Source organism: Acrocarpospora catenulata (assembly GCF_018476525.1).
Classification (GTDB): Bacteria; Actinomycetota; Actinomycetes; order Streptosporangiales; family Streptosporangiaceae; genus Acrocarpospora; species Acrocarpospora catenulata.
Map to the genome: position 1 here is coordinate 23,480 of NZ_JAHCST010000040.1, position 24,675 is coordinate 48,154.

Sequence of the window (24,675 nt, forward strand, 5' to 3'; positions counted from 1 at the left end):
GAGTCATCCATCCGTCTCAAACGGGATTTGTCTCGCGCAGGAGTAAGGCCAGCGTGTTGACCGCGAACTGGTCGCGGACCCGCTCGACCAGGGACTGCCACTGCCGGGTGAAGCCGGGAGCCAGCTCCAGGCTCTCCCACAGCGGGGCAAGCGACGGGTGGATCCGCGCGCCGGGCATCCACAGGTGCAACAGTGCGTCCACGGCGGGAGCGAGCCGGGCCGACACCTCGGCCCTGGGGGCCGCGCCGATGCGCGCCCGCTCCACGATGACCAGCAGCGTGGTCAGCAGCCAGTCGTGCAGCGCCAGATCCTCACACAGGTCCAGGACGGCGGTGCTGAACTCGCCCTCATAGGTGATCCGGACCCGCCGCTCCACGCCCTCGCCGAGCACGAAGCGCACCCCCGGCTCGCCGGAGGCGGCGACCCAGCGCAGCCGGGTCTGCGTGCTGCGGAACGGCGAGGCGCGGTCCAGCGACTCGGCGGCCTGGACCGTGTCCATCAGCCGGTCGCTGATGGAACCGACGTCCAGGTGCTCTCCGGGGAGGCCGAACGCCAGGAACCCGTCGGCCAGATCCGCCGCCGCGGCCTTGCCCAGCACCTCGATCACGCCCGGTCTGGCCAGGTAGTGCGACCACGGCAGCCGGTGGCCGGTCTCGGCCTTGGTCACCCGTACGTACGAGGAGCTCTGCACCACCCGGCCGCCGGTGATCGAGCACCGGGAGACCACCGTGCCGACGCCGCGGATCTTGGCCTGGGCGGCCGACGGGAGCAGGCAGTCCACGCCGGTGAGCAGGTCGGGGGAGAGGGCATGCAGGATCGGCCGCCGGGAGATCCGCACCCGCTCGCCGGCCAGCAGCCCGAGCACCGACGACAGGTCGCTCTCCGGGACCTCGGCCGAGTTCTGCAGCAGACCCGTCCGGACTTCCCCCATGATCAGCATGTCGCCTCCGGGCGTCCGCGGCTCAGAGCAATCAGAGAAAGACGTAGGAGACGCGGTCGACGAGCTGCTCCGCCAGTCGCAACCTTTCGTCGGCGCTGCGCTCCTGGACCTGGCCGAGCACCTCCGGATCCACCGACACCTGGCTGAGAATGGTCCGCACCGCCAGCTCCACCTGGAGGAACCGGGTGGAGAGGACCGACATGGTGGTGTAGGCGCTGAACGGCGTGGCCGCCGGATTCAGCCGCACCACGGGCGGCAGCTCGTCCCAGTCCGCCGGAAAGGCGTCTCCGGCGGACACCGGCTGGACCGGCAGTTCCCCCTCGTTGCGCAGCAGCCCGAGCCGGAGCAGCTGCCACACCGACGCCAGGAACGGGCACGACCAGACCCGGCCGTCCGGCCCGTCCTTCCACAGCTCGACGTCCACGAAGATGGAGTGCCCGCGCTTGGCGTTCTGGCTCGGCGGCTCCCAGCGCAGCGGGCCGCGCATCGCCTGCCCCGATCTGGGCATGGGGGACCGGACGCCGTTGGCCAGCCACCCGGTCTCGCTGGTGGAACGCCGCCAGCCCCGGGTGTCCGGCGGCGGGTCGGGAACCAGCCGGTCCGCCACCAGCTTGGCCAGCGGAACCCCGTCGGCCGACACACAGGCCGACTCTCTGGCCAGGTAGTCGATGGTCAGGCCGTTGTCGTCGGCGGCCTTCCTGATCATCGGCACCACCTCGGCCGGGGTGCTGAACCGGCCGAAGCAGTCGTCGATCAGGAAACAGGTGCTGACCCTGGCCCGGCCGCCGGGCACCCGGGCCCGCCAGTCCCGCCTGACCGTCTCCAGCCAGGGGGTGACCAGGGCGAACTGCTCACGGAGCCGGTCCGCCCCGAGTTGGTAATCCTCCAGGTACAGGTGTCCGACCTCGACCGAGACGTGGGACAGCGGCGCTGACTTGATCTGGCGTTCCGCCGTCACCTCGCTGAAGGTCGTCACAAGCCCTCCCAGGCGGCGTCATCGACGATCTTCTTGGCCAGCTCGTCGAAGGCCACCACGGTCTCCACGTTGGCGATCATGGTGCCCTGCACGTCCTCGTCGGTGATCAGTTGCTCCCGCCACTGGAGCACCGGGTCCAGCGGAACCTTGCCCAGCATCGAGGTGCGCCCGACGCCGTGCCGGGAGGCCAGTTCGCGCAGCTCCCGGTCGAACTCGCTCAGCCAGGTCTTCTGGGTGTCCCGCAGGCCGTCCAGTTCGGCCGCGCCCGGGTCCAGCACGGCGGTGCGGACGAACCGGATGCGGTCCGCCAGCAAGGCCCGGTGGTGGCCGTGCGCCTCGCCCGCGTCCAGCAGGCCGTGGGTGCCGGTGACCAGGCCGTCGGCGGCGAGGATGTGCTGCCTGGTCCAGCGGTGGAAGACCAGCCAGCGACAGGGGATCTTGGGCAGCCGCGCGGTGGCGGCCAGCGCCAGCAGCGCCGCGTGCGAACGCCCGGCGCTCAGGTCGACCATGACCAGGTCGAACTGCTCCTGCAGCTTGGCGAACAGGCGGACGCAGCGTTCCACCATCTCGCCCTCGAAGGTGGGGAACTCAGCGCCGCCCTCGTCGCCGGGGAAGAGCACCATCTGCCCGGCTCCAGGCGGCTTGCTGCGCAGCGCGTCCCGGTCCGACTCGACCCACACGTCGATCCGGGTGGGCTCGGCGATCTCGCCTTCCAGGTAGCGGTGCAGGCCGCCCTTGAGGGTCCCGCGCGCGGCGCCGGACACCCGGAAGATGGCGCCGACCGTGGGCGAGCCGAAGTCGAAGTCCAGATAGCAGACGTCCTGGCCCTGCAGCGCCCGCCGGTAGACGATGTTGCTGCTGGTCACCGAGCGCCCGGTGCCACCCTTGTCGGAGATGGCGAACACCAGCATCGTTACATCGCCTCCGAGGCGTTCTCGCGGGCCGCCGCGAGCCGGTCGAGTTCCAGCAGCGCCTCGTTGATCAGCGCCAGCGCGCTGGCCGGGCGCTCACTCATGATCGCTCGGGCCCGGGTGAGCCCGGCCGCCACCGTGGTGATGCTGGACTGCGCCCGCTGGCCGGGCTGGCGGGGCCGGATCACCTGCTCGCGGTTGAGCAGGTGCTCGGCCTCGGCGAGCAGCTCGCCGGTCAGGTCCACCAGCTGCTGGCTGCGCAGCGGCGACTCGCGCGAGGTCAGGGCGATGGTGACCAGGAACTCCACGACGCGCTCGGTGAAGTACCAGGAGACCTCGGACTGGGACTCGCTCACCTCGGCGTAGACGTTGGAGGCGTCGTCCCAGAGGCCCTTCAGCGGCAGCCGGAAGAAACGGCGCTCCTCGATGTGGTCCCAGATCTGGTCGGCCAGGCTGTGCAGGCGCTCCCTGGTCCGGGTGCTCTGGGCGATCGAGGCCACCCAGATGGTCCGCTTCAGCAACGTGATCGCGAAGTCGGACACCTGCCAGACCAGCTGGGGCCCGAGCTCCTCGCTGCCGACCAGAGTGACCTTGACCCCGGGATGGTGCAGCGCGACCGCACTGCGGTCGGTCGCCACCGGGCGGCGGGTGATCCGGGCGCTCTTGGCCAGCTCCTCCAGCACCCCGGCCACCCGCCCGAGGTCCACGTCGCCGGCCCGGGAGCGGACCAGGTACTGCACCACCATGGCGGTGACGCCCAGGCTGTAGTAGTCGGACTCCTTGCCGTCCGTGGTCCGCCAGGGGATGTCCTCCAGCGGCCAGCGACCCTTGCCGAAGGTGGCGATGGTCCGCCAGTAGTTCTGGGTGATGTCCCAGCGGCGCTGCAGCGCGTTGGCCAGCTGCTGCTGATCGTCGTTGAGCAGACCGAGCACGCGGGTTCGTTCCGACCACAGGTCCACCAGGCCGACCAGCGCGTTCACGGTGAAGTAGAGGAAGGGATTCTCGGGGGCGACGCCCTTGGGCTGGATGCCCACCTGCAGGTCGGTCACCACCTCCGGCGCGTTCTGCACGATGCCCCAGGCCCAGCCGCACTCGAAGAGCAGGTTGGGGTTGTCCAGCTCCACCTGGGCGCCGGAGCCGATGGTCAGGTCGCGCAGGCCCGCCCGGACCTCCGAGAGGCTCTTCTGGAGTTCTTCCTGGATGCGGCGCTCATGCACCTTGGTCTGGTTGGCGGTCCTGAGCAGGGCCTTGCCCTGCGAGGAGCCCGGTTCGAACACGTTGACGGTGAAGCTGCGGAGCAGGCCGACCATGGCGGCCGACAGCCGGTTGCTGGCCCGGACCTCCAGGTCGCTGATCTTCTGGTGCAGCTCCTCCCGCCTGACGCTGGACCGGAACACCTTGAGGAAACCGAGTGTGCCGAGCATCAGCGTGATGCTCATCGAGTAGGAGTCGACCACGTCGAGGGCGCGCTGCTGTGGCGTGATCTCCTCGCCGGACTCCAGCGACAGGAAGTAGCTGCCGCCGGCGAAGATCGGGCGGCCGTCGGTGTCGGTGTAGGAGACCAGGTACTGGTCGATCAGGGCGAGCAGCCGTTTGGGGATCTCCACGCTGTCGCCCAGCTGGGTCAGCGAGTCCAGCACGTCGTCGGAGGTGGCGTCCGGGGTGTCCAGCCGGAACTCGGGGAGCTCGGAGGCCGGGTACATGAAGCAGAGCAACTGCTCGGCGTCGGAGATGGAGTTGGAGCCGTGCCGGCCGCCCCAGTGCCAGTCCTTGTTCTTGTCCCGCAGCGAGGCCCGGACGGCGGCACTCCAGATCTCCAGGAGTTGCTGGCGTGGTTGCAGTTTCACGCGGCCCCCTTGTACGAAGGCGCCGAAGCCTCCGGCGACAGTTTTCACATTTTGTCGATATGGGTGCGGCATTGCCCCGCAATCAATGCGCACCAACAACGAGCTTAGCCCTATATCGCGGATTGTGGGGGGAGCGGTAAATAGGTGATGGGACGCGCCCGGCGTAGTCCGCCGACCAGCCACAGCTCGGTACACTCGGTTCCGGGCGTATCCTTATGCCGGAGTCGGCGGCAGCCCAGCCTAAAACCGACATAGTTCTCGCGAAAGTACATTATGGGTGAAACGGGGAAGATTCTTGTGACCGGCACAGGAATCGACCAGACCCTGCTCCGTCCTCTGGTGGCGGCCGGAAACAACGTCGTCGTCCGGCCGGAACTGCTCACGCCCGCCGAACTGCAGAACGAGCTCCGCGACGCGGTGGCGTACCTGCACGGAGGCGAGGAGTACGCCGGTGGCGAGGCGCTGAGCACGGCGACCCGGCTGAAGGTGGTCGCCTTCATGGGGATCGGCTACGAGAGCTTCGTGGACGTGGACGCGGCCAAGGAGCTGGGCCTGCGGGTCACCTGGATCCCCGACCGCAGCCCCGACTCGGTCGCCGTCTTCACGCTCGGTCAGATCATCAACGCCGCCCTGCGCATCCGCTCCTGGCTGGATCTGCCCCAGCCGCCGAGGTGGTCGGAGGCCGAGCCGATGCCCAGCGAGCTGCGCGCGCGCCGGATCGGCATCGTCGGGCTCGGCTCGATCGGCACCCGGGTGGCCGAACTGCTCTACCCCGTGGGTTGTGAGATCTCCTATTTCAGCCGAAACCGCAAGGTGGCCGAGGGCAAACTCGGGCTGACCTATCGGACGTTGCCCGACCTGGCGGCCTGGTGCGACATTCTCGTCATCACGCTCCCGGAGAACCGGGACACGGTGAATATGATCGATTCCTCGGTTTTCGCGCTGATGCGAAAGGGCTCCGTTCTCGTCAATACCGCCAGGGCCGCGGTGGTCGAACCCGTCGCGCTGGAGAACGCGCTCCGGGACGGCACCATCAGCGTGGCCGTCATTGACGGTCACTACCGTGACGAATCCGTTAACGAGCGGCTCCGGTGCGGTTTCGCCGACCAGCTGCTCTGGACGCCGCACATCGCGGCGCACACCCGGCAGTCGATGGCGGCGATGGTGAATCAGGCGGTGCGCTCGGTGGTCCGGGCCCTGGAGGGCACGCCGGATGAGAATATAGCGGTCGGACAATAGCTGTAATTTCGGTTTACCAAAACTGAAATGACCCTGTCACGCCACGGTTGACAAAATATACGATGTCCGGGAGCGAGCCACATTATTTCCTGAGCGCTATCCGGATGGGGGTGGACGTGACGGCGACGGGGGCGAGTGTGCTCGTCGAGGCCCTGGCCCGCCACGGGGTGGATCTCGTCTTCGGCATACCGGGCACCCACAACGTGCCCATCTACCAGGAGCTCGCCGCCCGCGGCGTGCGGCTGATCACCCCCCGCCACGAGCAGGGCGCGGGATACGCCGCCGACGGGTACGCGCGAAGCACCGGCCGCCCCGGCGTGGTGCTGACCACCACCGGCCCCGGCGCGGTGAACGCGGCCACCGCGCTGGCCCAGGCCTACTCCAACTCCATCCCGATGCTGCTGATCTCGCCCGGCCTGCCCACCGACCATCCCCGGCAGGGGCGCGGCTACCTGCACGAGAGCAAGGACCAGTCGGCCGCGCTGCACGCGCTCTGCGCCTGGAGTCACCGGGTCGGCTCCACCCGGGAGATCCCGGCCGCCGTGGCCAGGGCGTTCGGCTCGTTCGCCGAGGGGCGGCCCAGGCCCGTGCACATCGAGATCCCCTACGACCTGCTGGACGCCCCGGCGGAGGTCCGGGTGATGGAGCCGTACCGGATCGTCTCCCGGCCGGCGGATCCGGGTGCGCTGGACGCGGCGGCGCGGTTGCTGGCCGGGGCGCGGCGGCCCGGATTCGTGCTGGGCGGCGGCGTGCAGCGCCCGCCGGGGCAGCCGGTGGGGGCGCTGGCGGTCACCCTGGCGGAGCGGCTGGGGGCGCGGATCGTGACCACCGTGAACGGCAAGGGCGCGGTGCCGGAGAGCCATCCGCTCGTGCTCGGCGCGATGCTGCACCTGGCCGGTGCCCGGGACTGGCTGGCCGGATGCGACGTGGTGCTCGCGGTGGGCACCGAACTCGGCTCCGCCGAGCTGTGGGTGGACGACTTCGCGCTCGGCGGGCGGCTGATCCGGGTGGACGTGGACCCCGGCCAGATGTACGGCGACCACGTGGCCGACGTGCCCGTGGTGGCCGACGCCGAGCTCGCGCTGCGCGGCCTGCTGGACCGAGTGACCCCCCGCGCGGCCCCTCCCGCCCCGGCCCCCGACCTGGCCGGGGAACTGAGGGACCTGACCCGGCGCTGGGAGGGCACCCTGGAGGCGCTGGGCCGGGCATTGCCCCCGGACGCCGTGGTGGTGGGCGACAACTCGATGGTGGTCTACCACGGCGCGCTGCTCGGCCTGCCGTTCGACCCGCCCGCCCGTTTCCTCTTCCCCTCCGGATTCGGCACGCTCGGATACGCGCTGCCCGCCGCCATCGGCGCCAAGCTGGCCGCGCCCGGCAGCCCCACCGTGGTGCTGACCGGTGACGGCGCCCTCCAGTTCTGCCTCCAGGATCTGGCCACGGCGGTCGAGCTGGAGCTCACCCTGCCCATCGTGGTCTCCGACAACGGCGGTTTCGGAGAGATCCGGGATGAGATGTCCCGCCGTCCGATGGCACCCGTCGCCGTCGAGCTGCCCGGCCCCGACCTGCTGGCCCTGGCCGCCGCGTACGGCGCGGGCGGCTGCCGTGCCGACACCCCGGAGGAGCTCTTCAAGGCCCTGGTCGCCGCCCTGAACAGCCCGCTGCCGACGCTGATCGTGGTCGCCGAGCGCTGACCAGGGCCTCAGAGCAGCTGGTCGGGTTCCAGGCCGAGTTCGGTGGCGGCCGCCGTGCGTACCAACTCGAACAACCGGGCCCGGGTGAGCATGCGCCGGTGCACGGTCACCTGTACGGTCAACCCGTCGATCAGGGACATCAGCCGCCAGGCCGCGCCCTCCGGATCCGGGCATTTGAACACGCCCTCCTGTGCGCCCGCGCGCAGGATCGCGCCGAGGGCGTCCTTCCAGCGCAGGTCGAGGCGGCGGGAGACCTCCTCCATGGCCTGGTTGCGCATGGATTCCGCCCAGGCGTCGATCCAGAGCGCCCAGGACTTGGACTTCCCGGCCACCGAGTACAGCTTGAGCATGGCCCGCAGCTTCTCCAGCGGGCCGCCGGCCGACTCCAGCAGGCTGGTCAGGTTGTCCAGGTCCCGCTCCGCCGCGTACGCGAAGGCCTGGGCGAACAGGTTCTCCTTGGTGTCGAAGTGGTAGAAGAGCAGCGCCTGGCTGACCCCGGCGGCCTGGGCGATGTCCACCGTGCGGGTGTGGCCGAACCCCTGTGCCGCGATCACCTCGCAGGCCACGCGGAGCAGGTCCTCCCGGCGCATGCGGCTAATTCCCCGTCCCACATCGGAAAACCCTAGCGCGCGGCCGGGATTCGCAACACGAATCGGGCGCCGGCGGCGCTCACCGCGGGGTCGCTGTCCTCGATGGTGAGGGTGCCGTCGTGGGTCTCCGCGATCTGGCGGGCGATGGCCAGGCCCAGGCCGGTGCCGCCGGAGTCGCGGTTGCGGGCCGCGTCCAGCCGGGTGAAACGCTGGAACACCAGCTCCCGTTTGTCGGGCGGGACCCCGGAGCCGTCGTCCAGCACCTCCAGCACCGCGGTGTCGCTCTCGCGGGCGACCCGGACCACGATCCGCGAGACCGCGTGCCGCTCGGCGTTGTCCACCAGGTTGGTGAGCACGCGGGCCAGCCGCAGCCGATCGCCGTGCACCACCACGCCGTTCGCCAGCTCCTGCACCACCTCCACCCGGCGGCGCCGCCGCCCCAGCTCGGTGGCGGCCAGCCGCCCCAGGTCGATCGGGTCGGTGCGGCCGGCCGCCCCCGCGTCCAGCCTGGCGATCTGCAGCAGGTCGGTGACCAGGGCCTGCAGGCGGTCCAGGCTGACCAGCAGGGCCGCCCCCGTGGTGGGCCAGTCGGCGTCCTGCGGGTGCAGCATCGCGCCCTCCACCTCGGCCCGCATCGCGGTCAGCGGGCTGCGCAGGTCGTGCGAGGCGTCGGAGGCGAACCGGCGCTGCTGCTCGACCGCCTCCTCCAGCCGGTCCAGGGTCTGGTTGGCGGTCTCGGCCATGCGCCGGATCTCGTCGTGGAACTTGGGCACCGGAACCCGGTGCCCAAGATCGGTGGCGGTGATGGCGCTCAGCTCGGCGCTGATCGCGTCGACCGGGGCGAGCGTGCGGCTCACCGTCAGGTACGTGCCGACCGCGGTGACACCCAGCACCAGGGCGGTGCCGGTGAGCAGTATGCCGACCAGGATGGAGTTGACGTACCAGGGGACATCGCCGTCGGCGGCGTAGATGATGTAGTCGCCGTCCGGCTGGTAGACCCGGAAGGCCACGATGAGCATGCAGGCGTCGAAGACGGGACTGTCGCAGACCACCTTGTCGGCGCGCACGCTGTCGCTGGCGGGCTGGAAGGTGGTCATGGGCGGGGCGCCCGCCAGGTTCGGGGTGGACGCCCCCACGGTCCTGTCGGGTTTGATCACCTGGATGCCGGCGATGGTCTGGTAGGGCAGCTTGGCCGTGAGGTCGTTCCTTTTCAGCACGTGCAGGGTTTTGAGCGCGGCCCGGACCACTTGTTCGGTGTTGTAGTGATAGGCGAGGTCGCGCACGCCGATCAGCGCGGTCACGCAGACGGCGATGCACATCAGCGCCATCACGGCGGTGGCGATCAGCGTCAGACGAGCCCGCACCGACCAGGTGTGCCAAGCGCTCAACCTCTCCCCCCGACCCAACCAGGTGATCACAATTGGTGGCAGGTCGGCCACTACGGGGAGTCAAGAATCGGCAAACGTCCCGATCTGCGGGAAGAAGCGCGCTAGCTGGGCAGCCACTCCACCGAAGTGGTGATCGCGTCCAGCACGTCGCCGATGGGCTCCACCCCGATGCCGGGGCCGGTGGGCACGTCCAGATGGCCGTCCCGCAGCTCGAACGGCGGGGTGATGTCGGTGGCGTAGTACCGCCGGGACGCCGAGGTGTCGCCCGGCAGCGTGAAGCCGGGCAGCGCCGCCAGCGCCACGTTGGCCGCCCGGCCGATGCCGGTCTCCAGCATGCCGCCGCACCAGACCGCGATGCCGTGGGCCCGGCACACGTCGTGGATGCGCCGCGCCTCCAGGTAACCGCCCACCCGGCCCGGCTTGATGTTCACGATCGAGCAGGCGCCCAGCGAGATTGCGGCGGCGGCGTGCGCGGCGGACTCGATCGACTCGTCCAGGCAGATGGGGGTCTTCAGCCGCCGGGCCAGCGTGGCGTGCTGCACCAGGTCGTCGTCGGCCAGCGGCTGCTCGATCAGCAGCAGGCCGAACGCGTCCAGCCTGGCCAGCTGCTGGGCGTCGGACAGCCGGTAGGCGGCGTTGGCGTCCACCTGGAGCAGGATGTCGCCGAAGCGCTCCCGCACCGCGCGCACCGGCTCCACGTCCCAGCCGGGCTCGATCTTGAGCTTGATCCGCTGGTAGCCCTCGGCCAGGTAGCCGTCCACCGCGCCGAGCAGCTCAGGGATGGAATCCATGATCCCCACCGAGACGCCGCACGGCACCCGGTCGGCGGCCGCCCCCAGGAACGCCGCCAGCGACTCACCGGCCGCCTTGAGCTGGGCGTCCAGCACGGCCGTCTCCAGCGCGGCCTTGGCCATCCGGTGGCCCTTGAAGGGTTCCAGGACCCGGCCCACCGCGTAGCCGTCCACGTGCGGGCGGGCGGTCAGGGCGGGCACCATGAACCTGCGCATCACGTCCGCGGCGCCGTCGGCGTACTCGGAGGAGTAGAGCGGCTCGGCCATCGCCACGCACTCGGCCCAGCCCTCCGCCTCCGGCGTCACCACCCGGACCAGCAGCACCTCCCGGGCGTGCTCGGTCCCGAACGAGGTACGGAACGGAGCCACCAGCGGCATCGCGATGCGCCGCAGCTCCACCCCCGTGATCTTCATAATCGCTCCACCACGTAGCCCCCGCGCGCGAACCCGGTCACGGTCGCGCCTTCCTCGAGCAGGCCCCCCAGCACCTCCCGTACGGCCATGCGCCAGGCCTTGGCCGTGCCGGGATCGGAGCGGCGGAGCCCTTCGATGTCCTCTGGCAATTCCACCAGAACCACCCGTCCCGTGGTGACCGCGGGCACCGGTTTGCCGGCCACCGCCGACAGGGCCCGGGCCGTGCCCGGGGGGATCGCCGGCTCCGGCCGTACCCCTGAGGCGGCCGCCGCCACCTGCGGCGCGGTCAGGCGCCAGACGGCGAGCACCCGGTCCGACTCGTCGCCGGCGTTCACCTCGTCGGCCATCGGGCCGTAGAACTCGGGCAGGTACTCCTCCGGCCGGGCGCCCAGCTTGGCCAGGTTGAAGTAGGCGTTGCGGCGGACCAGCGGGTCGAAGGTCCAGGCCACCCGGTCCAGGCCACGGTCGAGCGCCCAGGCGCGCTGGTGCAGCTTGAGGGCGAACCCCGCCCCCCTGCGGACCGCGCCGGTGACGTGCGAGTGCAGCGCCTGGCCGGCCGGGGCGGCCAGGAACGCCACCGAGGCGCCGACCAGCCGCTCCCCGTCGTACGCCCCGGCCACGTAGTTGCCGGAGTGGGACAGCGCGCACATCATCTCCACGCTGACGGGGGTGTCCGCCGGCTCGAAGTGCCAGATGTCGTCGAAGAGCTGGAGCACTCGGTGAAAGTCCGCGACCTCGGTCAGCTCGCGCAACTCGATCCCGCACGTCTGGGCCGCCCGCTCCGCCTGCTCCTGCGGTTGCGCCGTGGCCTGGCTCATGACCGCCTCCCTGGGACTCCGGACTCCGCCAGGACCGAGCTGATCAACGCGGCCAGCAGCCGCGCCCGCTCCGGCATCCAGTCCACCAGAACATGTTCGTCCGCGGCGTGCGCGCCTCCCCCCACCGCCCCCAGGCCGTCCAGGGTCGGGCAGCCCACCCCGGCGGTGAAGTTGCCGTCCGAGCCGCCTCCTACGGCCACCCCGGTCAGCGGCGTCAGGCCCAGCTCGGCGGCCAGCCGTACCGCCCGGTCGAACAGGTCGGCCGAGGCGGCGGCGTCGAACGGGGGCCGGTTGGGGCCGCCGAGCAGTTCCAGGGTCACTCCGGCCGCCCGCGGGGTCAGCGAGCGCATCAGCTCGTCCACCCGCAGCTGCGCCGCCAGGTCGGGCACCCGCACGTCCACCGCCACCCGCCCCTCCGCCGGCACCGTGTTGGTGCTGGTCCCGGCCGCGGCCAGGGTGGGCGTGACGGAGAGCAGCCCGGCCCGGGAGGAGGAGTCCACCCGGCTGGCGATCTCGGCGATGGCCAGGATCTGGTGGGCCAGCTCGACGCCCGCGTTGACGCCCTTCTCCGGTTCCAGGCCGGCATGCGCGGCCCGGCCGTGCACCAGCAGCTCGTACCGCGAAACGCCTTTCCTGGCGAGCTTGAGCGCGCCGCCCGGGGCGGCGGCCTCCATCACGAAGGTGGCGGCCAGGCCGCGCGCGGTCTGCTCGATCAGCGGCTGCGAGGTGGGCGAGCCGAGCTCCTCGTCGCCCACCACCAGCACCGTCACCCCGTCGAAGGAGGGCAGCGCGGCCAGCGCGTGGAAGGTCTGCACCAGCCCGGCCTTCATGTCGAACACGCCCGGCCCCCTGGCCACCCCGTCCCGGAGCGACCAGGGGATCTCGCGGAGCGTGCCGACCGGCCAGACCGTGTCGTGGTGGCCGAGCAGCAGCACCCGCGGCGTGCCGAAGGACCACCGCAGGTGCGGCACCCCGCCGATCTCCAGCAGCTCCGGTTCGGCCCCCAGCCGCCGCCGCCCGACCGCCGCCACCACCTTGGCGCTGCGGTCCAGCGCCTCGCGGTCGCTGGAGAAGGACTCGCAGCAGACCAGTTCCTCCAGGTCCGCCAGCATCTCGGCCAGGTTCACCGGGCCACCCCCAGTTCGGACCGCAGCAGCCGGAGCAGGTTGCCGCCCATGATCTTCTTGATCTCGTCCTCGGCGAAACCGTGCTTGAGCAGCGCCTCGGTGACCAGCGGCAGGCCGCGCGGGCCGTCCAGGCCGGGGATGGCGGCCATCGTGTCCAGGCCGCTGTAGGAGACCTCCTCGCAGCACGGCGGGGTCAGGTCCCGCATGACCTCCCGGATGAAGTCGGGGCCCAGGCCCACGTGGTCGATGCCGGCCACGCCCGCCACGTGCTCGATGTGGTCCACCAGGTGGTCGATGGTGACGTCCTGCGCGGACTCGGTGAGGAAGGCGGCCAGGAAGTTCACGCAGACCACGCCGCCGGTGGCGGCGATACCCCGGAGCTGGTCGTCGGTGAGGTTGCGGTGGTGGTCGCGGAGGGCGCGGGCCGAGGAGTGGGTGGCCAGCACCGGGCGGGTGGCCAGCTCCAGCACGTGCCCCACGCCGGCGGCGCCGAGGTGGGAGACGTCGAACAGCATGCCGAGCGACTCCATGACGCCCAGCGCCGCCACGCCGTGGCCGGTCAGCCGGGAACCGGTGGCGTCCTCGCCGCTGCCGTCGGCCAGCGCGGTCCGGCCCCAGTGCGCGATCGAGGCGATCCGCACGCCCAGCCGGAACAGGGTGGGGATCAGCTCCACGCTCGCGTCCAGGCCGGGCATGCTCTCCAGGGCCAGGACCAGGGCGATCCGGTCCTCGGCCAGGGCCTGGTCGATCGCGGGGCCGTCGGCGCAGAGCCGTACCGCGTCCTGGTTGCCCTCGGCCAGCACGTGGGCGCACTCGATCATGCGCAGCGTCTGGCGGAGCGCGCCCTCGGGGCGGTACTGATCGTCCACGAAGACCGGAAGCACCTGGAGGCGCACGCCGCCCTCGGTCAGCTGGGGCAGCCACCGTTCCCGGAAGAAGGAGGCCCAGGCTTGTGGCGGGCGCGCGGACACGGCCATCAGCAGGTCGTTGTGCGCGTCCGCGACGACCGTCTCGCGATGCAGGTCAGCGGGCATCGGAACTCCTTCACGGGGATCGTCTACCGGACGTTACTCCGCCGGACCCGCGCCCGGCGACGGCGGACGCCGTGCGGCGCCGGTAGGCCCGCATTCCCGGTACCCTCCCATCCGTGACGGAGACCACACTCGCGACGGTGATCGAGACGCTGGAGCGTGCCTACGACCCGGCCCATGCCGAACCCTGGGACGCGGTCGGCCTGGTCTGCGGGGATCCGGAGCAGCCCGTGACCCGCGTGCTGTTCGCGGTCGACCCGGTGGCGGCGGTCGTGGACGAGGCACTGGACTGGGGGGCCGACCTGATCGTCACCCACCACCCGCTCTACCTGAAGGGCACCACCACGGTCGCGGCGCACACCACCAAAGGCCGGGTGATCCACCGCCTGATCAAGGGCGACTGCGCCCTCTACACCGCGCACACCAACGCCGACGTGGCCGACCCCGGGGTCTCCGACGCGCTGGCCCGCGCCGTCGGCCTCACCTCCCCGCTCCGCCCGCTGGCGCCGCTGCCCGCCGCCCCCCGGCTCGGCCTCGGCCGCATCGGCACCCTGCCGGTCTCCATGAGCCTGGCCAAGTTCGCCGCCCTGGCCGCCCAGGGCCTGCCCCGCACGGCCGGCGGCCTGCGCGTGGCCGGCGACCTGGACCGCCTGGTCAAGACCGTCGCGGTCAGCGGCGGCGCCGGCGACTCCCTGCTCGGTACGGCCAGGGCCGCCGGCGTGGACGTCTTCCTCACCGCCGACCTGCGCCACCACCCGGCCAGCGAGTACGTGGAGAGCGGCGGCCCCGCACTGATCGACGCGGCGCACTGGGCGACCGAGTGGCCCTGGCTGGCCGAGGCGGCCGAGCGACTGACGTCCGCCCTGGCGGCGAAGGGTATAACTGTTGAAGTGCGTGTCTCGGACACGGTCACGGACGCTTGGACCACAACAGCACAGCGAGGACTGGGATGAAGGCTGCACCGGAAGCACAGAAGCGTCTCCTCGACCTGGCTGAGCAGGACGCGGCCCTCGACCGGCTGAAGCACCGCCGCCGCACCCTGCCGGAGCTGGCCGGGATCGAGGAGCAGTCCAAGAAGCTCGCCCAGGTCGCCACTCAGATCATCACCGCCGAGACCGAGGCCGCCGACCTGGGCAGGGACCAGGCCAAGGCCGAATCCGACGTGGACGCGGTGCGCCTGCGCGCCGAACGCGACCGCAAGCGCCTGGACTCCGGGCAGGTCTCCTCGCCCAAGGACCTGGCCAGCCTGCAGTCCGAGATCGCCTCCCTGCAGCGCCGCCAGGGTGACCTGGAGGAGGTCGTCCTGGAGATCATGGAGCGCCGGGAGGCGGCCGACACCAAGGTCGCCGACCTGCGGGCCGAGCGGGAGGAGTTGACCGCCGCGCTCGCGGTGGCCGAGACCCGCCGCGACGAGGCCTTCACCGAGATCGACAAGGAGAGCGCCGAGGTCGCCGACCGCCGCACCGCTCTCGCCGCCGAACTTCCCGCCGACCTGTTCGCCCTCTACGGGAAACTCCGCGAGTCCTCCGGCGTCGGGGCCGCCATGCTGCAGGGCGGGCGCTGCCTGGGCTGCCGGACCACGCTTTCCATCGCCGACCTTAACCAGATCAGGGCCGCCGCGCCCGACGAGGTCGTCCGCTGCGAGGAGTGCCGCCGCATCCTCGTCCGCACCGCCGAGTCGGGGCTGTGAGCGGCTCCTACGTCATCGAGGCCGACGGCGGCTCCCGGGGCAACCCCGGGCCCGCCGGATACGGCGCGGTGGTCAGAACGCCGTCCGGGGAGGTGCTCGCCGAGGCGGCCGAGTCGATCGGTGTGGCGACCAACAACGTCGCCGAGTACCGGGGGTTGATCGCGGGCCTGCGGGCCGTGCTCGACCTCGGGGGTGAGGGCAGCGCCGTCGAGGCGCGGATGGACTCCAAGCTGGTCATCGAGCAGATGGCCGGTCGCTGGAAGGTCAAGAACGAGGGGCTGCGGCCGCTCGCTCTGGAGGCGGGGGCGCTGGCCCGCCGCCTGCGCGTCACCTGGAAGTGGATCCCCCGCGAACGCAACACCCACGCCGACCGCCTCGCCAACGAGGCCATGGACGCCGCCGCCCGCGGCGAAACCTGGCATTCCACCAGCTTCTCCACCTCGGGTTCACACGTGACCACGGCGTTCACGACCTCCACCACCAGCAGCGCGTCATCCGCCGAATCGGCCACTCGTGAGCCGTTCACCGACTCGGGCGCGTCCGCCACTCCGAGCGGTTCGGGCGCGTCCGCCACTCCGAGCGGTTCGGGCGCGTCCGCCACTCCGAGCGGTTCGGGCGCGTCCGCCACTCCGAGCGGTTCGGCGGCGGGGGACACCACGGCCTTCGGCGACCTGGGATCAGTCGGCTCGGAGCCGGCCGGGACAGCCACGGCCGAGCGCCCGGCCGCCACTGAGCGTGCTGCCGCCACTGAGCGTCCTTCCGCCACCGAGGGCCCGGCCGTCGCCGGACGGGGTGGGCTTGGCTGGGGCCGGGCCACCCGGGTCGCCACCTCACTGCTGCTCCTCCGCCACGGGCAGACGGCCTTCTCCATCGAACGGCGTTTCTCCGGGGTGGGCGATCCGCCGCTGACCCCGGCCGGGGAGGCCCAGGCCGAGGCGGTGGCGGTACGCCTGGCGCGTGAGCCGTACCGGATCGACGCGATCGTCAGTTCACCGCTCACCCGCGCCCGCCAGACCGCGGACGCCGTAGCCGCCCGCGCCGGCCTCCCCGTCGAAATCGACAAGGAACTCCGCGAAACCGACTTCGGAGCCTGGGAAGGGCTCACCTTCGCCGAGATCCAGCAGCGCTGGCCGGACGAACTGGCCGCCTGGCTGGCCGACCCCGCCATCGCCCCACCCGGCGGCGAAAGCTTCGCCGTCACCGGCCGCCGCGTTGCGCACGCCCGCGACCGCATCCTCGCCACCCACCCAGGCCAGACCATCCTGGTCGTCTCCCACGTAACCCCCATCAAGCTCCTGATCCGGTACGTGCTGAACGCGCCCCCCGAGGCCCTCTACCGCATGCACCTGGACCTGGCCTGCCTGTCCACGATCGACTACTACGCCGACGGCCCGGCCGTCATGCGCACCTTCAACGACACCGCCCACCTACGCTGACCAGGCCTCCTCCTCGGACAGGGTCCATGGCGTCCACCCGATACGCCGCCCCTGGGGGTCTACGCTTGCCCATCACCAATTTCCCGTCAGCCACCGTCCGTGAAATTCGACCGGAACCCCCTTGGCGGCGTGCCTGGCGATCACTCAGCACCCACTACGCTGGGATACACGGCGGACGAGCCGGCCGGACGGCCGCGTCGGAGCCCCTCACCGGGCTCCGCCGAGGAAGGTCCGGGCTCCACAGGGCAGGGTGGTCGGTAACACCGACCCGGGGCGACCCGCGGGACAGTGCCACAGAAAACAAACCGCCCCCCTAACCAGGGGGTAAGGGTGAAACGGTGGTGTAAGAGACCACCAGCGCCCACGGTGACGTGGGCGGCTAGGTAAACCCCACCCGGAGCAAGGTCAAGAAGGATTGCCCCCGGGCATTCCGCGCGCGACATTCGAGGGCGGCCCGCCCGACGCCGCGCGGGTAGACCGCTTGAGACCACGAGCAATCGTGGCCCTAGATGGATGGCCGTCAGGTCCAACGACCTACAAAACCCGGCCTACAGGCCGACTCGTCCGCCCTTGATGCTTCCGAGCTGGCTGTTTGAGCTTTCATGACTTCATACGTAAGCGCCAGGCCAGCACGGCGTGGATCGCGAGGCGTCTCGCCTCGGCTTGAAGGTGCGGCGCTCACGGTGGCCCTACATCTGCTCGGCTGTCTGATCGTGGCTTTCCTTCAGTCCTGCTCCTTGGCTTGGGATTCCGTCCTGATCGCCTCTTCGGGCGTGGAATCGAGCGTAAGTTCGGTTTGTGGACCGTGCAGGCCGTTCCCTGCAGGTGAGGTACCTAGGTACTATGACCTCAGGAGGAAGCTATGACGATGCCCCACCCGGCCAAGCGGCAATCACCACTGAAAGTCGACCCGGCAACCGATGAGCTGATCTCCCAGGGAGCCCACTTCCTCGGGATGACCAAGAAAGACCTGGTCGCAACCGCTGTCCGTGTTTACCTGGATCAGCAGCGCGAACAGATTCGTCGCGGGATGCTCGAGTCGATGAAGGTCCTGGACGGCTCACTGTCCTCCAGTGTCTCCCTGCTAACCGGCCTCTCACCCGAGCGCATCAATGAACTCGGCGGCACTGGCGAATGGGAGGATTGACAACCCCGTGCACCGCGTCCGTCCTACACTGCGCGTCCTCCGCGATGATCTGAAGCTGTCCTTCCCGTCAGCACAGATCCCTTTGGACACGATGAGTCACCCTCTTCTGGACAAGGCTTCTGACCAGTTCACCGACCCTGGTGCCGCGCAGGAGCGCATTCGCGTCATCGATGATGTGGTGCTGTTCAAGGTAAAGGTGCAGCGCTGGCGGGGAGCCGTGTGGATCGATGACCCCGAGGCCGAGGTCTCTACATGGTTGGTCGCCGCAGGCACCCGCGAGGACGGCTCCAGCGATGACTTCTACGCCGCTCTGGGAACCGCCGGCGAAACGGCCCGTGCCCGTTACAACACCGAGCACAACCAAGCCTGACCACCAGCACCTACAGCGGCCACCTTCTGCCCACCCGCGACGACCATGACCGCTACCAGCTCGAAGCGGTCACCAGATTCGCTCTGCGTCTGAACTCCACCATTCGTGATCTCGCGCGTGGTTCCCTCCGCGACGGCCACGAACATGCCACTGACTTCCCCGGTTTCCGACTCGGCATCCTGATCCGCGCTGACAGCGGGAATGAAACCTACGCGGCGATCCGTATCACCGGCTCGGTTCCGGCCAACCTGACCGCAATGATCCTTGGTCGGGTTCCAGGTTGCGAGGCGGACGGCTGGTTCCCCGAGTACGCGCTACCGGAGCGCGATCTCTTGCCCGCCGAACAGGTTTGGTCCAACATCATGGATCCCAAGGGCGCCGCCGAACTCCTCGAAGAACCCTGACCGCCCAGGTACGGCGAGCCCTACAGCTCAGGCCGCACCTCCTGAGGCCGTGGACACACTGGCGAGTCAGATCAGGGCTCCGCAGGGCAGGGTGGTCGGTAATACCGACCCGGGGCGACCCGCGGGACAGTGCCACAGAAAACAAATTGAGACCGCGAGCAATCGTGGCCCTAGATGGATGGCCGTCAGGTCCAACGACCTACAAAACCCGGCCTACAGGCCGACTCGTCCGCCTTCCAAGTCTCTGAACTGCATAGATGTGCCCTCCTGGCAAGATACAACAGCCGGGAGGGCACAATCAGGGCACATCCTTAGTGACGCAGAGTGGCGGCGAACGCCGTGTCCGGTGCGTTCCGTGCTCGCTCGGTAGCGGTACGTTGCGGATCGAGGTCCTCGTCTTGGGCGTCGCCAGCGTGGGATGCCGGTCGATCGGCACGACTTGTTGGTTTATGGGTCATGCGGTCTGGATACGGGACTCGTTCACAGCGACCTGCACCGGGTCTTAAGCGCGGCTGGTTACGCGGCCCCCGCTGATGTCATCTCGGGCCAGAACTCCCGGTAGCGGCCGGAGTGGAAGACGAGCGGCTCCCCCTCGGCCCGCTGGTAGCTCTCCACCGCCCCGATGAAGATGTGGTGGTCGCCGCCGTTGTGGACGCGCTCCGTACGGCAGACGAAACTGGCCAGCGTCCCGGCGAGTATCGGCAGGGGAGTGCCGAGCAGTTCCACCCCGGCGAACTTGTCGGTCGAGGGCGTGGCGAAGCGCCTGGACAGGTGGTCCTGGTCGGCGGCCAGGACGTTGACGGCGAACCGCCCGGCCCGCAGGAAGAGCGGCGCGCTGGGCGCCCGGTTTGACAGGCACCAGAGCACCAGCGGCGGATCGAGCGAGACCGAAGTGAAGGAGTTGACGGTCACGCCGGCCCGCTCCCCGTCGTCGGTCACCGTCGTGATCACCGCCACCCCGGTCGCGAACTGCCCGAAGGCCTCACGGAGCAATCTCATGCCGCGACCCTGCCCAGGTAGGCCTCGGCTCGGCCGGCGTCCATGAACCAGTCGGCGTAGTCGGCCGGGTCGTCGAAGCCGTTGACGAATCGGGAGGCGATCTCCGGATGTTGTCCGGCGGCGCCCAGGAGCGCCAGGTGGTGGGGTTCGGCCGGCGCCAGCAGGGCGTTGGTCCAGTTCGTGACGTGCTGGGCCTGCGTCCAGAAGAGGTCGAAGGTCCGCCGCATCCAGTCCGCGTCGAACGGCTGCGCGCCCCGCTCCACGATGGCCCGCAGGTAGGTGGCGGCGCACTTGGCGGCGTTGTTGCTGCCCTGCCCGGTGATCGGGTCGTTGAGTACCACGACGTCGGCGACGCCGAGCACCGGTGCGCCGGAGGGCAGAACGGCGACAGGACGGCGAACCGTGGGGGCGAAGCGGCCGGTCAGGACCGCGTTGGCGTCGGTGAGCTCGATCCCGGCGCAGCGCTCGGCCTCCCACGGGAAGAAGGTTTCCAGGATCTGGCGGCTGCGCGCCAGATGCTCGGCGGGGCCGCGCACGTCGCCCCAGCAGTCCATGGGACCGCCTGGCACGCCCTCGAACACCATGATCTCGCAGGGGCCGGTGTGCGTGAGCGCGGGGAAGACGAAGTACTCGCCCACACCGGGGAGCAGATTGAAGCAGACCGCCGAGTGATCGGGGCGGGGGGCGAGACCGTTGACGTAGGTGACCGCCAGCGCGCGCTGCGGAGCGGCGTACGGGGAGCGTGCGGGGTCCCGCTCGAAGAGCGAGGCGATCTCGCCCTTCCCCGCGGCGACGAGGACCAGGTCGTACCGGGCGGCATAGCTCTCCAGGTCCTCCGGGGTGACGTCGTGCAGGACGAGCTTGCCGCCGAGCCGTTCGAACTCGCCCAGCCAGGCCGGCATCTTCAGCCGCTGGTCGACCGAGCGGGCCGGGACGTCCAGCCGCGCCGCCCAGTCGAGTGCTTTGCCGCCCTCCGGGCTCGGAACCGTGAGCGCGATGCCCTCGATGGGCGGGCAGAGGTCGGCCCACCAGTCCAGGCCGAGCTCACGCTCATGGGCCTGCGCGGTGCCGAACATGGCCTGGCCGGACATCACCCGGCCGTCGCGGATCGCCTCGGGGGTGCGGTTGGAGACCACGGTGACGTCGTAGCCGTGCTGGAGCAGGCCGATGGCCAGGTGGAGGCCGGCCTGGCCGGCGCCGACGATGAGGATGTCGCGCATGGTGGTGTGTTCCTTCGGTGTCAGGAGTGGAGGTTGCTTTCGGCGCCTGACAAGAAAGGTACGGCCGGCGCGTCCGCCCGAGCCATCCGCTGAGCGCGGATCTCATCCACCTGACGCCGAACCCCTGCGCAACGTCTCCGACGGCGGCAGCCCGTACCTCTCGCGGTACTGGGCGGCGAAACGTCCCTGGTGCAGGAAGCCCCATCGGGCGGCCACCGTGGTCACCGTGGCCCTGGCGGGATCGGCCATCCTGAGCTCGTCGTGCACCCGCGCCAGCCGTACCTGCCTGAGGTAGGCCATCGGGGTCAGGCCGAGATGCGCGCGGAAACCCTCCTGGAGAGAGCGGCTGCTGACCGCGACGGCGCCGGCGATGTCGGAGGTGGTGAGCGGGAGATGCGCGTGCCCTTCGGTGAACTCCATCGCCCGGCGCACGACCTTCGGCAGCGCGGCCGGCCTGGGCGCCGTCAGCCGCTCCAGGTAGTTGGAGGGCTGCATGGTCAGCAGCAGGGTGATCAGGGCGTTCTCCAGGTGCGCGATGGCCAGCGGATGGCCGGTCAGCCCGTCGTCGCGTTCGGCCTCTCTGACGAGCAGGTCGGCCATGTCCCGCCAGGACCGGGTCCAGCCCGTCGTCAGGTCCACGCCGAGGTCGAAGACGACCGGACCGTTGAGCTGTTCGCCGAGCATCTGCTCCAGTGAGCGCTCGATAGCGGTGCGCTCGAACTTGATCAACAACTGGGGGCAGCCGGCGGCCCAGCGCATGTCGAGGTGGCGGGTCGGCGAGGGCAGCGCGGCCAGCGACGGGGTGGAGACGATCTCCTTGTCGCCGGCGCGGATCAAGCTGCGGCCGGTGAGCGGGATCATGACCAGGAAGAATGTGTCGAGGTCGCCTGGTTCGATGTGCACGTCGGCCCCGTAGTCGAGGTAACTGACGCGGACCGAGCCGAGCTGGACGGAGTTGAACCGGGCTGACAGCAGATCCGCATCCCCGGCCAGGTCCAGCCGATGTGGGCAGAACACCTTGGCAACCTCGCCACGGACCTCGTCGAGGTCGGAGCTGGCGAAGACGGCACGATTGCTGAGGAGCACACCAGATGATCGCTGTTCTCGACCCCGGTGTTCCATGCAAAAGGACGCACAAGAGACCCTGCACCGCGTCAAAACGCGGCCACGATGGCCGGCGTTCGTGGCGAGGTCTTGGCCGTTAGGCCGGGTGGTCCGCGAAGAGCATGGTGGAAGCGGTCTGGCGGCACCAGTCGCGCCATTGCTGGGGTGTCCATCCGTACTCGCCGACGAGGGTCTGGTAGCTGGCAGGTCCCATGAGCATGAGCAGGATGTCGGTGGCCTGCTGTCGAGTCAGTCCAGGCTGTAGTGGTGCCTTCGCGGAGAGATGGTCGATGAACTGGGTCCAGGACTCCCGGCGTAGGTGTTCGTTGTGGGCGCGGATGCGGGCGGGTTCCGGGTCGTGGGAGGCTGCCTTGACGTAGTCGTCCAGGGGGGCGGTGCGGGCCAGCACGGCTGCGACGGCGTCGATGAGGATGCGCAGCGCTTCGTCGAGTTCCGGGGCGGCCATCATGGCCGCATACCAGGGCTGGTGCTCCGGTGGTGCGTCGGCGTCGCCGATGACCGCTCGTTCGTAGACGTTCTGCAGCAGTTCGGCCTTGGTCCGGAACGTGAAGTACAGGGTTTGTACGGCGACGCCTGCCTCCGCGGCGATGTCGGCCATCGTCGTCGCCGGGTAGCCCCGCTGGGTGAACAGCCGGTAGGCGGCATCGATCATCCGCGCCCTGGTCTGCGCCACCTTTTCCTGACGTTGTTGCCGTCCGGTCTTGACCTCGCCCATCTCCCGGCAAACAATACTGGACAACTCACTAGTGGCATCACTAGTGGAACCACTAGCGAAATATTTGGGAGGTTGACGATGAGTGTTGCGGCGGTGATCTCCGCCGGCGAGGGCGACGCGGTTCCCGCGCTCGGCATGGCGATGAAGGTGCGCCAACGCCACCTCGATGGGCTGTTCGTCGTGGAGGCGGTGATCGACCCTGATGTGATGATCTTTCCGCACACTCACTCCCGGGAGGACGAGTGTTCGTACCTGCTCTCCGGTGAACTGACGTACCTGATCGGCGACGACGTGCGGGTGGCGGTCGAGGGGTCTTACGTGGTGCGGCCGCGTGGCATGCGGCACGCCTTCTGGAACGCGACCGGAACGCCGGCGCGAATCATCGAGATGCACACGCCCGCTACCTTCGATGGCTTCTACGACCGGGTGGGCGCCATCCTCACCGGGTACGGTCTGGACACGGCCCAAGGACGAGCGGCGTTCGACGAGTTGAGCACCGAGTACGGCCTCGTCCAGCACTGGGACCTGATCCCCGAGCTGAACGACCGGTACGGGATTGGCCGACGATGAGCACGATCTTCGTCACCGGCGGGTCCGGGTTCATCGGCGCCGCGCTGCTCCCCGCGCTGAGCGCCGCCGGCCACCGCACCATCGCGCTGGCCCGCAGCGACCAGGCGGCCGACCGTTTCACCGCACTCGGCGCCACCCCGGTACGTGCCGACCTGTCCGGCCAGGACGCCCTGGCACACGCCCTGGCCGGCTGTGACGCGGTGATCCACGCTGCCGCGCGGATGCACGGCGGACGTCCCGCCGACTTCCACCGCGACAACGTCGCCGGCACCCGCAACCTGCTGGCCGCCGCACGATCCGCCGGGGTAAGCCGGTTCGTCCACCTTGGCGCGGCCGGCTGCCTCGTCGGCGGCCGTCATCCGATCCTCGACGCTGACGAGTCATGGTCACTGCACCAGCCCCGCTACTCGCCGTACCTGACCACCAAGACGATCAGCGACCAGGAGGTGCGCCGCGCCAACGCCACCGGTTTCACCACATGCGTGATCCGTCCCGGCTGGGTGTGGGGCGACGGTGACCCGATGTTCGAACAGATCGCCGCCGCCGCACTCGACGGCAAAATGGTGCTCATCGACGGTGGCCGGCACCCCGTTGTCACCTCACACCGGGACAACACCATCCGCGGCGTCCTCGCCGCCCTCGACCACGGCGCCGGAGGCGAGGCCTACTACGTGTTCGACGACGAGACCAGCACCATCGGCGAGTTCCTTACCGCGCTGCTGCGCACTCGGGAACTGCCGCCCCCGGTCCGCAGCATCCCGTACCCTCTGGCGCGGGCCGCGGCGAACGCCATGGAGTTCACCCATCGGCTTCTGCGTCGGCCCGGTGAGCCCCCGATCACCCGCCTGCTCGTCGAATTCAACGGCCGCCCCTTCGTCATCACCGATCGCAAGGCCCGCATCGAACTCGGCTACCGTCCCCTCACCACCCGCGCCGAAGGCCTCGCCCGCATGCGCGCCGTCGAACCATCACCCCAGGTCAGGGCGGACACGCCTCATGACGTCTGACACACGGGAGGAAACGACTGCGAAGCGCTGGCTCGCCATTCAGATCCGCGCCGATGACGGAATCGAAACCTACGCGGAGGTCCGCATCACCGGCTAGGCTCCTGCCGACCTGACCGCGATGATCCTGGGCCGGTTCCCGCACAGAGTCAGGTCAGCCGGGGGAGCAGCGAGCCATGCCTGATCGCGAGCCGACGATCCCGTCAACTCCGTCGCTTGTGATCAAGCTGAC

23 protein-coding genes and 1 other RNA gene are annotated in these 24,675 nt (G+C 70.1%); 10 read left to right on the forward strand and 14 right to left on the reverse strand.

Features of this window, described 5'->3' with window-relative positions; genetic code table 11:
* Nucleotides 1-16 precede the first annotated feature (16 nt).
* The 4 genes from KIP79_RS30795 to KIP79_RS30810 are packed head-to-tail and all read right to left on the reverse strand — an operon-like array spanning nucleotide 17 to nucleotide 4,674.
* Nucleotides 17-940, reverse strand: a complete 924-nt coding sequence (locus KIP79_RS30795) for an SCO2521 family protein (protein WP_214108463.1) — start codon at nucleotides 938-940, stop codon at nucleotides 17-19.
* A 31-nt stretch (nucleotides 941-971) separates the two neighbouring features.
* A complete protein-coding gene (locus KIP79_RS30800) occupies nucleotides 972-1,916 on the reverse strand; it encodes an SCO2522 family protein (protein ID WP_214108464.1) in 945 nt (314 codons plus the stop codon).
* A complete protein-coding gene (locus tag KIP79_RS30805) occupies nucleotides 1,913-2,827 on the reverse strand; it encodes an SCO2523 family variant P-loop protein (protein WP_214108465.1) in 915 nt (304 codons plus the stop codon). Before KIP79_RS30805 ends, KIP79_RS30800 begins: the two co-directional genes overlap by 4 nt.
* Nucleotides 2,828-2,829: 2 nt before the next feature.
* The gene (locus KIP79_RS30810; protein ID WP_214108466.1) at nucleotides 2,830-4,674 is read right to left on the reverse strand and encodes an SCO2524 family protein; all 1,845 of its coding nucleotides are present in this window, start codon (nucleotides 4,672-4,674) and stop codon (nucleotides 2,830-2,832) included.
* A gap of 297 nt (nucleotides 4,675-4,971) precedes the next feature.
* Here KIP79_RS30810 and KIP79_RS30815 point away from each other — a divergent pair, with 297 nt between their 5' ends.
* Both KIP79_RS30815 and KIP79_RS30820 read left to right on the forward strand, forming a co-directional pair.
* Nucleotides 4,972-5,913, forward strand: coding sequence for a 2-hydroxyacid dehydrogenase (locus tag KIP79_RS30815; protein ID WP_214108467.1), 942 nt, complete (start codon nucleotides 4,972-4,974; stop codon nucleotides 5,911-5,913).
* Nucleotides 5,914-6,029: 116 nt separating this feature from the next.
* Nucleotides 6,030-7,604 (forward strand): thiamine pyrophosphate-binding protein, encoded by a 1,575-nt coding sequence (locus tag KIP79_RS30820; RefSeq protein WP_308169976.1) that lies wholly within the window; start codon nucleotides 6,030-6,032, stop codon nucleotides 7,602-7,604.
* A gap of 8 nt (nucleotides 7,605-7,612) precedes the next feature.
* Here KIP79_RS30820 and KIP79_RS30825 read toward each other — a convergent pair whose 3' ends face one another.
* The 6 genes from KIP79_RS30825 to KIP79_RS30850 form a co-directional block, all read right to left on the reverse strand.
* Nucleotides 7,613-8,194: a TetR/AcrR family transcriptional regulator gene (locus KIP79_RS30825; RefSeq protein WP_250214110.1), complete on the reverse strand. Its 582-nt coding sequence runs from the start codon at nucleotides 8,192-8,194 to the stop codon at nucleotides 7,613-7,615.
* Between the two features lie 32 nt (nucleotides 8,195-8,226).
* On the reverse strand, nucleotides 8,227-9,582 hold the full coding sequence (locus tag KIP79_RS30830) for a sensor histidine kinase (protein WP_250214111.1): 1,356 nt from the start codon (nucleotides 9,580-9,582) through the stop codon (nucleotides 8,227-8,229).
* 101 nt (nucleotides 9,583-9,683) lie between these two features.
* Nucleotides 9,684-10,787 (reverse strand): o-succinylbenzoate synthase, encoded by a 1,104-nt coding sequence (gene menC / locus KIP79_RS30835; protein WP_214108470.1) that lies wholly within the window; start codon nucleotides 10,785-10,787, stop codon nucleotides 9,684-9,686.
* Nucleotides 10,784-11,605: a GNAT family N-acetyltransferase gene (locus KIP79_RS30840; RefSeq protein WP_214108471.1), complete on the reverse strand. Its 822-nt coding sequence runs from the start codon at nucleotides 11,603-11,605 to the stop codon at nucleotides 10,784-10,786. Before KIP79_RS30840 ends, menC begins: the two co-directional genes overlap by 4 nt.
* On the reverse strand, nucleotides 11,602-12,732 hold the full coding sequence (locus KIP79_RS30845; RefSeq protein WP_214108472.1) for a M20 family metallopeptidase: 1,131 nt from the start codon (nucleotides 12,730-12,732) through the stop codon (nucleotides 11,602-11,604). Before KIP79_RS30845 ends, KIP79_RS30840 begins: the two co-directional genes overlap by 4 nt.
* A complete protein-coding gene (locus tag KIP79_RS30850; RefSeq protein ID WP_214108473.1) occupies nucleotides 12,729-13,766 on the reverse strand; it encodes a dipeptidase in 1,038 nt (345 codons plus the stop codon). Before KIP79_RS30850 ends, KIP79_RS30845 begins: the two co-directional genes overlap by 4 nt.
* A gap of 113 nt (nucleotides 13,767-13,879) precedes the next feature.
* Between KIP79_RS30850 and KIP79_RS30855 the strand changes: the two genes are divergently transcribed.
* From KIP79_RS30855 to KIP79_RS30880, 6 genes are all read left to right on the forward strand, one after another.
* Nucleotides 13,880-14,716, forward strand: coding sequence for a Nif3-like dinuclear metal center hexameric protein (locus KIP79_RS30855; RefSeq protein WP_308169977.1), 837 nt, complete (start codon nucleotides 13,880-13,882; stop codon nucleotides 14,714-14,716).
* Complete coding sequence (locus KIP79_RS30860; RefSeq protein WP_214108474.1) at nucleotides 14,713-15,453, forward strand: zinc ribbon domain-containing protein; 741 nt, start codon at nucleotides 14,713-14,715, stop codon at nucleotides 15,451-15,453. Before KIP79_RS30855 ends, KIP79_RS30860 begins: the two co-directional genes overlap by 4 nt.
* Nucleotides 15,450-16,889, forward strand: coding sequence for a bifunctional RNase H/acid phosphatase (locus KIP79_RS30865; RefSeq protein ID WP_214108475.1), 1,440 nt, complete (start codon nucleotides 15,450-15,452; stop codon nucleotides 16,887-16,889). Before KIP79_RS30860 ends, KIP79_RS30865 begins: the two co-directional genes overlap by 4 nt.
* Before the next feature lie 176 nt (nucleotides 16,890-17,065).
* Nucleotides 17,066-17,456, forward strand: an RNA gene (rnpB, locus tag KIP79_RS30870) — RNase P RNA component class A.
* Between the two features lie 295 nt (nucleotides 17,457-17,751).
* Nucleotides 17,752-18,036, forward strand: coding sequence for a hypothetical protein (locus KIP79_RS30875; protein ID WP_214108476.1), 285 nt, complete (start codon nucleotides 17,752-17,754; stop codon nucleotides 18,034-18,036).
* A 7-nt stretch (nucleotides 18,037-18,043) separates the two neighbouring features.
* The gene (locus tag KIP79_RS30880; RefSeq protein WP_214108477.1) at nucleotides 18,044-18,406 is read left to right on the forward strand and encodes a hypothetical protein; all 363 of its coding nucleotides are present in this window, start codon (nucleotides 18,044-18,046) and stop codon (nucleotides 18,404-18,406) included.
* A 920-nt stretch (nucleotides 18,407-19,326) separates the two neighbouring features.
* Here the strand turns inward: KIP79_RS30880 and KIP79_RS30885 are convergent.
* The 4 genes from KIP79_RS30885 to KIP79_RS30900 form a co-directional block, all read right to left on the reverse strand.
* Nucleotides 19,327-19,809 (reverse strand): flavin reductase family protein, encoded by a 483-nt coding sequence (locus KIP79_RS30885; protein ID WP_214108478.1) that lies wholly within the window; start codon nucleotides 19,807-19,809, stop codon nucleotides 19,327-19,329.
* Entirely contained in the window at nucleotides 19,806-21,029 is a 1,224-nt protein-coding gene (locus KIP79_RS30890) for a styrene monooxygenase/indole monooxygenase family protein (protein WP_214108479.1), read from the reverse strand. Before KIP79_RS30890 ends, KIP79_RS30885 begins: the two co-directional genes overlap by 4 nt.
* Before the next feature lie 102 nt (nucleotides 21,030-21,131).
* The gene (locus tag KIP79_RS30895) at nucleotides 21,132-22,115 is read right to left on the reverse strand and encodes an AraC family transcriptional regulator (protein ID WP_308169978.1); all 984 of its coding nucleotides are present in this window, start codon (nucleotides 22,113-22,115) and stop codon (nucleotides 21,132-21,134) included.
* A 115-nt stretch (nucleotides 22,116-22,230) separates the two neighbouring features.
* The gene (locus tag KIP79_RS30900; RefSeq protein ID WP_214108481.1) at nucleotides 22,231-22,869 is read right to left on the reverse strand and encodes a TetR/AcrR family transcriptional regulator; all 639 of its coding nucleotides are present in this window, start codon (nucleotides 22,867-22,869) and stop codon (nucleotides 22,231-22,233) included.
* A gap of 78 nt (nucleotides 22,870-22,947) precedes the next feature.
* On the opposite strand from KIP79_RS30900, the gene KIP79_RS30905 reads away from it, so the two are divergent.
* Both KIP79_RS30905 and KIP79_RS30910 read left to right on the forward strand, forming a co-directional pair.
* A complete protein-coding gene (locus tag KIP79_RS30905) occupies nucleotides 22,948-23,439 on the forward strand; it encodes a cupin domain-containing protein (RefSeq protein WP_214108482.1) in 492 nt (163 codons plus the stop codon).
* Nucleotides 23,436-24,446 (forward strand): NAD-dependent epimerase/dehydratase family protein, encoded by a 1,011-nt coding sequence (locus KIP79_RS30910; protein ID WP_214108483.1) that lies wholly within the window; start codon nucleotides 23,436-23,438, stop codon nucleotides 24,444-24,446. The genes KIP79_RS30905 and KIP79_RS30910 overlap by 4 nt, the downstream gene beginning before the upstream one ends.
* Nucleotides 24,447-24,675 lie beyond the last annotated feature (229 nt).

Coding starts and splice junctions, on each gene's coding strand:
- KIP79_RS30795 (WP_214108463.1), bottom strand. CDS start 940: ATGCTGATCATGGGGGAAGTCCGGACGGGTCTGCTGCAGAACTCGGCC.
- KIP79_RS30805 (WP_214108465.1), bottom strand. CDS start 2,827: ATGCTGGTGTTCGCCATCTCCGACAAGGGTGGCACCGGGCGCTCGGTG.
- KIP79_RS30825 (WP_250214110.1), bottom strand. CDS start 8,194: ATGCGCCGGGAGGACCTGCTCCGCGTGGCCTGCGAGGTGATCGCGGCA.
- menC (WP_214108470.1), bottom strand. CDS start 10,787: ATGAAGATCACGGGGGTGGAGCTGCGGCGCATCGCGATGCCGCTGGTG.
- KIP79_RS30840 (WP_214108471.1), bottom strand. CDS start 11,605: ATGAGCCAGGCCACGGCGCAACCGCAGGAGCAGGCGGAGCGGGCGGCC.
- KIP79_RS30850 (WP_214108473.1), bottom strand. CDS start 13,766: ATGCCCGCTGACCTGCATCGCGAGACGGTCGTCGCGGACGCGCACAAC.
- KIP79_RS30860 (WP_214108474.1), top strand. CDS start 14,713: ATGAAGGCTGCACCGGAAGCACAGAAGCGTCTCCTCGACCTGGCTGAG.
- KIP79_RS30875 (WP_214108476.1), top strand. CDS start 17,752: ATGACGATGCCCCACCCGGCCAAGCGGCAATCACCACTGAAAGTCGAC.
- KIP79_RS30885 (WP_214108478.1), bottom strand. CDS start 19,809: ATGAGATTGCTCCGTGAGGCCTTCGGGCAGTTCGCGACCGGGGTGGCG.
- KIP79_RS30890 (WP_214108479.1), bottom strand. CDS start 21,029: ATGCGCGACATCCTCATCGTCGGCGCCGGCCAGGCCGGCCTCCACCTG.
- KIP79_RS30900 (WP_214108481.1), bottom strand. CDS start 22,869: ATGGGCGAGGTCAAGACCGGACGGCAACAACGTCAGGAAAAGGTGGCG.
- KIP79_RS30905 (WP_214108482.1), top strand. CDS start 22,948: ATGAGTGTTGCGGCGGTGATCTCCGCCGGCGAGGGCGACGCGGTTCCC.
- KIP79_RS30910 (WP_214108483.1), top strand. CDS start 23,436: ATGAGCACGATCTTCGTCACCGGCGGGTCCGGGTTCATCGGCGCCGCG.